Below are 6,664 nucleotides of genomic sequence, written 5' to 3' on the forward strand. Positions count from 1 at the left end.
AGGTGGATAATTTGAAAGAATTAGAGAAGCAATATAAAAAAATTTTATCGGATTATATGATCGATAAAACTGAAAAAAATTTATATATTGGTCAAAATTTCATCCGTCAATTAATCCAAAAAAATGTATCACCAGAGGATGTTGTAAGCATTCATAAAAACGCAATAGCGCAGATTTTTCCAGATAGAATAAAAGAAGTGCAGTCTGCATATGATTTTCTCATTGAAGTAATGGTGCACTATGGGATGGCACATAGAGAACACCAAAGTTTATTGCAAAAGCAGGCTGAATTTGAAATAGAAATGAATATCGCAACCAATATTCAAAAAACATTACTTAAAACTGTCATACCACAATTGTCGAGCGTTGATATTGGTATGATTTCGATTCCGATTCGTAAGATGAACGGCGACTATGTACATTTTTTACAAGATCAAGAGGATTACCTCAGTGTGGCTGTGACTGATGTTGTGGGCAAAGGCGTTCCTGCCGCACTGTGTATGTCTATGGTCAAATTTGGACTTGAAACGTTAGAATATGCTTATAAAGATCCTTCCTATGTATTAGAGGTCATCAATCGCGTCATTGAAAAAGGTGTGGACGATAGTATGTTCGTTTCTATGTTTTACGGTTGCTTGGATATTCAAAATAACATTTTTTCCTACGCATCTGCAGGCCATGAACCAGCGCTGCATTATCGTGCCAACGAAAACACCTTTTATTCTTTAGAGGCGAAAGGTTTACTACTTGGTGTATTACCTGAAATTAAGTATTCATATAATAAAATTTCCTTAAAGGAACAAGATATAGTAATAATCATGACAGATGGTGTTACAGAATTTAGAGCGCATGATGACGTAAATTCACGTGAAATGATTACGTCATTGATTGCGGAGCATAAACACCAATCTGCACAACAACTATGTAATCTTCTTCATAAAGAAATAGAGAGAATTCAAGATTTTAAACTATCAGATGACTTTTCAGTGGTAATTATAAAAAAAAAGTAAAAAATATGTTTAGGATTTTATAGTAAGGGAATTAGAAGAAGAGTCTAACAAATAAGGTGGAGGTGGGCTGTATGGACGTGTTGATCCATTTTAAAGAAGACGGTGCAAAATTATGTGGATTTGTTGAAGGTGAAATCGATACATTTACAGCTTCAGGCCTACGTGAAGAACTAGAGGCTGTGAAGATTACTAAAGGATTAGAAATCGAACTGGATTTATCAAAAGTAAATTATATGGACAGTACAGGGCTAGGCATTTTCGTAGCTTTTTATAAAAGAGCCACACGTGAGGGCGGTAAAGTTAAACTAGTCGGCTTATCAAATAGATTACAAAGGTTATTTGAAATAACAGGATTAAGTGAATTAATGGATATTGAAACTGATAAAAAGGTGGAATTTAGCTGATGAAGGAATTTGATTATATTGAAATAAGGGTTCCTGCAAAGCCGCAATTTGTCAGTGTGATTCGTTTAACTGTTTCTGGATTAGCTAGTCGTATAGGATTTAATTATGATGATATTGAGGATTTAAAAATCGCAGCAAGTGAAGCAGTTACGAATGTTGTTCACCATGCTTATAAAGAAGTTGAAGAAGGCGAAATCGTAATTGGATGTGCCTTATATGAAAATAAGATAGAAATAATGATTGCAGATTACGGCAATAGTTTCAATTTTGAGGAAGTAAAGTCGAAAATTGGACCCTATCTTCCTGGGGAAAGTATTGCGGGACTACGAGAAGGCGGTTTAGGACTTTACTTAATGGAAACTTTGATGGATGAGGTGATGATTAATAACGATGGTGGCGTAACTGTTTTCATGACAAAGTATGTCGCTAGAGAGCAGGTGGAAAAAAATGTCGAAAGAATCACTACATAAATCTTCGTCAAAGGAAGATGTATTAAGGTGGATTGCACTGTACCAAGCAACTGAGGATGATGAAGCACAAACAAATTTAGTCATTCATTACCGGTATTTGGTAGAGTCTATTGCTCGTAAATATTCACATGGTAAATCTTATTATGATGATATCGTCCAAGTAGGGATGCTTGGTTTATTAGGTGCTATTAGACGTTTTGATCCAGATTTTGGCCGAAGCTTTGAGGCATTTGCTGTTCCGACCATTGTAGGGGAAATTAAGCGCTTTTTACGTGATAAAACATGGGATGTTCACGTGCCAAGACGAATTAAAGAATTAGGACCCCGCATTAAATCAACTGTAGAAGCGCTGACAATTGAATTACAAAGATCACCTTCTATTAAAGAAATCGCAGATCGATTAGAAGTGCAAGAAGAGGAAGTTTTAGAGGCGATGGAGATGAGTCGCAGTTACCAGGCACTTTCTATGGACCATTCCATCGAATCTGATTCTGATGGAAGTACTGTAACGTTATTCGATATTATGGGTAAAGAAGATGTTGGTTATGAAATGACCAATAGAAGAATGATTGTATCCGATGCAATGGAAATTTTAAATGAACGAGAAAAACAAATTATACAGCTTACCTATTTAGACCAACTAAGTCAAAAAGAAGCTGGAGAACGATTGGGGATTTCTCAAATGCATGTATCAAGGATACAGCGGAAAGCCATTAAAAAATTGCAGGAGGTCATCCTGTCTAGTGGTAGTGTGTCGCTCTAAAAATCAGAAAGAGGCGTTTATTACTATGGGGTTCCTCTATCCTATAATAATAAGCGCCTTATATTATTTAAAAGAAGCTGTCTACTCTACTTAGAAGTAGGCTATTTTTTGCATTTATATTAGTATGTAATGGTAAAATGAAAAGAAAAAGGTAGTGATGATGTGGAACACAAGCAAATGTTACAGCTCATTGCAAAAGATGTAGCTGTTAAACCAGGCCAAGCAGAGGCGGTAATTAAATTATTGGATGAAGGAAATACCGTTCCGTTCATCGCGCGTTATCGAAAAGAAGCTACTGGTTCACTTGATGAGGTACAAATTAAATCTGTAGAGGATCGCTATCACTACATACAGCAGCTTGAGCAACGCAAAGAAGAAGTTATGCGTTTAATTCAGGAGCAGGACAAGCTTACACCTGAATTAGAAAAGGCAATTCAAACTTCGACTGTTTTACAACGTGTAGAAGATCTATATCGTCCTTATAAGCAAAAGCGACGTACGAAAGCGACAATTGCTAAGGAAAAAGGTCTAGAGCCGTTAGCAAATCTTTTATTAGAGTTTCGAAATGAAGATGTAATGCTATTAGCAAAAGACTTTGTAGATGAAGAAAATGTGCCAACAGCTGAAGAAGCATTAACAGGTGCACGCGATATTCTGGCAGAGCGCTTTGCTGATGACGCGGGTATCCGAGAAAAAATCCGTATGTTTTCTTGGAAAGAGGGCGTACTGGCAACAAGCGTGAAGAATGCGGAAGCAGACGAGAAAAATGTTTTCGAAATGTATTATGAGTATGAAGAGCCTGTCAACCGTATAGTCCCACATCGTATACTAGCTGTGAACCGTGGGGAGAAAGAAGAGATTTTAAAAGTTGCGATTCATGTTCCGATAGATCGAGTGCTCATGATTATGTGGAAGGAGTGGATTCCAGCGACAGGCTCTTCACCTGCAATTTCTGAAGTGAAATTAGCCATTGAAGACTCTTATAAGCGACTAATCCAACCATCTATTGAACGTGAATTACGAAACGAGTTAACAGAAAAGGCGGAAACTCAAGCCATTCATATATTCTCTGAAAATCTTCGTAATCTATTATTACAACCACCGATGAAGGGTAAGTATGTTTTAGGGGTAGACCCTGCTTACCGAACAGGCTGTAAATTAGCTGTTGTGGATGAAACAGGTAAAATGCTTGAAGTGACGGCCATTTACCCTCATCCACCGAAACCAGATGTAGCAAAATCAACATCAGTCGTGAAGTCGATTTTAGCAAAATACCCAATTAGTATTATTGCTATTGGTAACGGTACAGCTTCTCGTGAAACGGAGCAATTCATTGCAGATGTATTGAATGAAGTTAATAATGATGTGGCATATGTCATTGTCAATGAAGCCGGTGCTTCAGTTTATTCTGCATCTGATGTAGCACGGGCTGAGTTTCCTGATTTACAAGTAGAGCAACGAAGTGCTGTATCGATTGCGCGTCGTCTGCAAGATCCTTTATCGGAATTAGTGAAAATTGAACCGAAAGCAGTCGGTGTTGGTCAGTACCAACATGATGTTTCGCAAAAGAAACTAACAGAGTCGTTAACTTTTATAGTAGAAACTGCAGTAAATCAGGTTGGAGTAGATGTTAATACAGCTTCGGCATCGCTACTTCAATATGTCTCTGGTCTGTCGAAAACAGTTGCAGAGAATATTGTTAAAGTGCGTGAAGAGAATGGACAATTTACTACACGAACACAGTTGAAAAAAATTCCACGACTCGGCGCAAAAACATACGAGCAAGCAATAGGTTTCTTACGTGTACCAGAAGCGAAAAACCCTTTTGACGGGACTGGTATCCATCCAGAAAGCTACAGTTTAGCAGAGCAAATTTTAGAAGCGGCACATATAACTAAAAAAGAAATAGGCTCTCAGAAAGCAGAAGAAGCGATTGCAACCCTAGATGTGCAAGTTCTAAGTGAAGATCTAGGAATTGGTGTTGTTACAATTCAAGATATAATGGATACTTTAATGAAGCCAAGTCGTGATCCACGTGATGCCTTTCCTCAGCCATTACTCAAAACAGATGTATTGAAAATGGAAGATTTAAAAGTAGGTATGGAGTTACAAGGGACAGTTAGAAACGTAGTTGATTTTGGCGCGTTTGTTGATATTGGTGTAAAACAGGATGGTCTTGTTCATATTTCTAAGTTGCAGAAGAAACGTATTAAGCATCCATTAGAAGTCGTAGCATTAGGTGATATTGTTACGGTATGGGTAGAGCAAATAGAAATAAATAAAGGGCGCATTTCATTAACAATGCTACCACCAAGAGATCAAATGATTGAAAAGTAATAATTTTTAGCCACACTGTCTATACTACGCAGTGTGGTATTCTTGTTGTTAGAGGTGAATGTTATGACCAACGAGGAACTGCAACAACTTGTTAATCGAATTTCATTAGAAAACTTTCATAAACCATTTCTGCATCAAGCTTACTTCAACGCGAGGTTACGTTCCACAGGTGGCCGCTATCTATTACAATCACACCATATTGAAATAAACCCTAAGGCGTTTGAAATATATGGAGTGAGGGAAGTAGAAGGAATAGTTCGTCATGAACTATGCCACTATCATTTGCATTTAGAAGGGAAAGGCTATCAGCATCGTGACAAAGATTTCCGAGATTTATTAAAAAAAGTGAATGCACCTCGCTTTTGTTCTACTTTGCAAACGTCTAAATCTACGGGGAAGAAAGAGCGACCTCTTTATACTTATAGATGTGTAAAATGCCAGCAGCTATATCTTAGAAAGATTAGATTAAATGTGAAGAAGTACTGCTGTGGCAAGTGCTCAGGACCTTTAAAATTAATGCAATAAAAAAACTTTAAGAAAAAGGTTGACGTTTTCTTAAGATATCCCTATAATAGTAAAAGTCGACAAGATAACAATGACGACTTAACAATAAATTATTCCGAAGTAGCTCAGTTGGTAGTAGCACCTGACTGTTAATCAGGTTGTCGCAGGTTCGAGTCCTGCCTTCGGAGCCATGGCCCCTTGGTCAAGCGGTTAAGACACCGCCCTTTCACGGCGGTAACACGGGTTCGAATCCCGTAGGGGTCATTTTTCAAAAAAATAGTTATAACATTGGTCCCGTGGTGTAGCGGTTAACATGCCTGCCTGTCACGCAGGAGATCGCCGGTTCGATCCCGGTCGGGACCGCCATTTATTGGGGTATAGCCAAGCGGTAAGGCAACGGATTTTGATTCCGTCATGCCTAGGTTCGAATCCTAGTACCCCAGCCATTTATTTCTTATATTTGAGCCATTAGCTCAGTTGGTAGAGCATCTGACTTTTAATCAGAGGGTCGAAGGTTCGAGTCCTTCATGGCTCATCATTTCTAAGGAAAAGACTTGACATTTCAAAATATCGCAGTATAATAAGAAAGTTACTAATTGAATGCGGTCGTGGCGGAATGGCAGACGCGCTAGGTTGAGGGCCTAGTGGGGGCAACCCCGTGGAGGTTCAAGTCCTCTCGGCCGCACCAAGTCATTTAACTAATATATGCGCCCGTAGCTCAATTGGATAGAGCGTCTGACTACGGATCAGAAGGTTGTGGGTTCGACTCCTGCCGGGCGCGCCATAAAAAAAGAATCACTTATATAACGCGGGTGTAGTTTAATGGTAAAACCTCAGCCTTCCAAGCTGATGTCGTGAGTTCGATTCTCATCACCCGCTCCAAAAATACTTTTAAAAAACATATTGACATTTGATTTCACAAGAGTTATGATATAGAAGTTGTCTCTTGGAGATGGCGATACGAATGACATGAACCTTGAAAACTGAACATGCAAAACGTAATCAATAACGTTTTTAGTAACTAACTTCGGTTAGTGAATAAAACGAAATTTGGACATCAAAATTGATGCCAGCAAAACAATTTGAGCTAATCAAATTTCTTTTATGGAGAGTTTGATCCTGGCTCAGGACGAACGCTGGCGGCGTGCCTAATACATGCAAGTCGAGCGAATGATG

At 38.6% G+C, this 6,664-nt stretch carries 6 protein-coding genes, 8 tRNA genes and 1 rRNA gene; all 15 read left to right on the top strand.

What is annotated here, in order from left to right:
• Positions 1-11 precede the first annotated feature (11 nt).
• Positions 12-1,010, top strand: coding sequence for a PP2C family protein-serine/threonine phosphatase (locus C9J35_RS17080; RefSeq protein WP_107925472.1), 999 nt, complete (start codon positions 12-14; stop codon positions 1,008-1,010).
• A 71-nt stretch (positions 1,011-1,081) separates the two neighbouring features.
• Complete coding sequence (locus tag C9J35_RS17085; protein WP_054768251.1) at positions 1,082-1,414, top strand: STAS domain-containing protein; 333 nt, start codon at positions 1,082-1,084, stop codon at positions 1,412-1,414.
• A complete protein-coding gene (gene rsbW, locus C9J35_RS17090) occupies positions 1,414-1,884 on the top strand; it encodes an anti-sigma B factor RsbW (protein WP_107925474.1) in 471 nt (156 codons plus the stop codon). Before C9J35_RS17085 ends, rsbW begins: the two co-directional genes overlap by 1 nt.
• On the top strand, positions 1,862-2,647 hold the full coding sequence (sigB, locus tag C9J35_RS17095; protein WP_107925477.1) for an RNA polymerase sigma factor SigB: 786 nt from the start codon (positions 1,862-1,864) through the stop codon (positions 2,645-2,647). The genes rsbW and sigB overlap by 23 nt, the downstream gene beginning before the upstream one ends.
• 162 nt (positions 2,648-2,809) lie before the next feature.
• On the top strand, positions 2,810-4,984 hold the full coding sequence (locus tag C9J35_RS17100; protein ID WP_107925479.1) for a Tex family protein: 2,175 nt from the start codon (positions 2,810-2,812) through the stop codon (positions 4,982-4,984).
• Between the two features lie 63 nt (positions 4,985-5,047).
• Positions 5,048-5,509, top strand: coding sequence for a SprT family protein (locus C9J35_RS17105; RefSeq protein ID WP_107925481.1), 462 nt, complete (start codon positions 5,048-5,050; stop codon positions 5,507-5,509).
• Between the two features lie 93 nt (positions 5,510-5,602).
• Positions 5,603-5,679: transfer RNA gene (locus C9J35_RS17110), tRNA-Asn, on the top strand.
• Between the two features lies 1 nt (position 5,680).
• Positions 5,681-5,752: transfer RNA gene (locus tag C9J35_RS17115), tRNA-Glu, on the top strand.
• Positions 5,753-5,778: 26 nt separating this feature from the next.
• Positions 5,779-5,854: transfer RNA gene (locus C9J35_RS17120), tRNA-Asp, on the top strand.
• A gap of 5 nt (positions 5,855-5,859) precedes the next feature.
• Positions 5,860-5,934 (top strand) — tRNA-Gln (locus C9J35_RS17125).
• Positions 5,935-5,950: 16 nt separating this feature from the next.
• A tRNA-Lys gene (locus C9J35_RS17130) sits at positions 5,951-6,023 on the top strand.
• Positions 6,024-6,090: 67 nt separating this feature from the next.
• Positions 6,091-6,176, top strand: a tRNA-Leu gene (locus C9J35_RS17135).
• 19 nt (positions 6,177-6,195) lie between these two features.
• A tRNA-Arg gene (locus C9J35_RS17140) sits at positions 6,196-6,272 on the top strand.
• Positions 6,273-6,296: 24 nt separating this feature from the next.
• A tRNA-Gly gene (locus C9J35_RS17145) sits at positions 6,297-6,370 on the top strand.
• A 219-nt stretch (positions 6,371-6,589) separates the two neighbouring features.
• Positions 6,590-6,664: ribosomal RNA gene (locus C9J35_RS17150) — 16S ribosomal RNA — on the top strand; the annotation flags it as partial.

The sequence above is a fragment of the Lysinibacillus parviboronicapiens genome (genome assembly GCF_003049575.1).
GTDB lineage: Bacteria > Bacillota > Bacilli > Bacillales_A > Planococcaceae > Lysinibacillus > Lysinibacillus parviboronicapiens.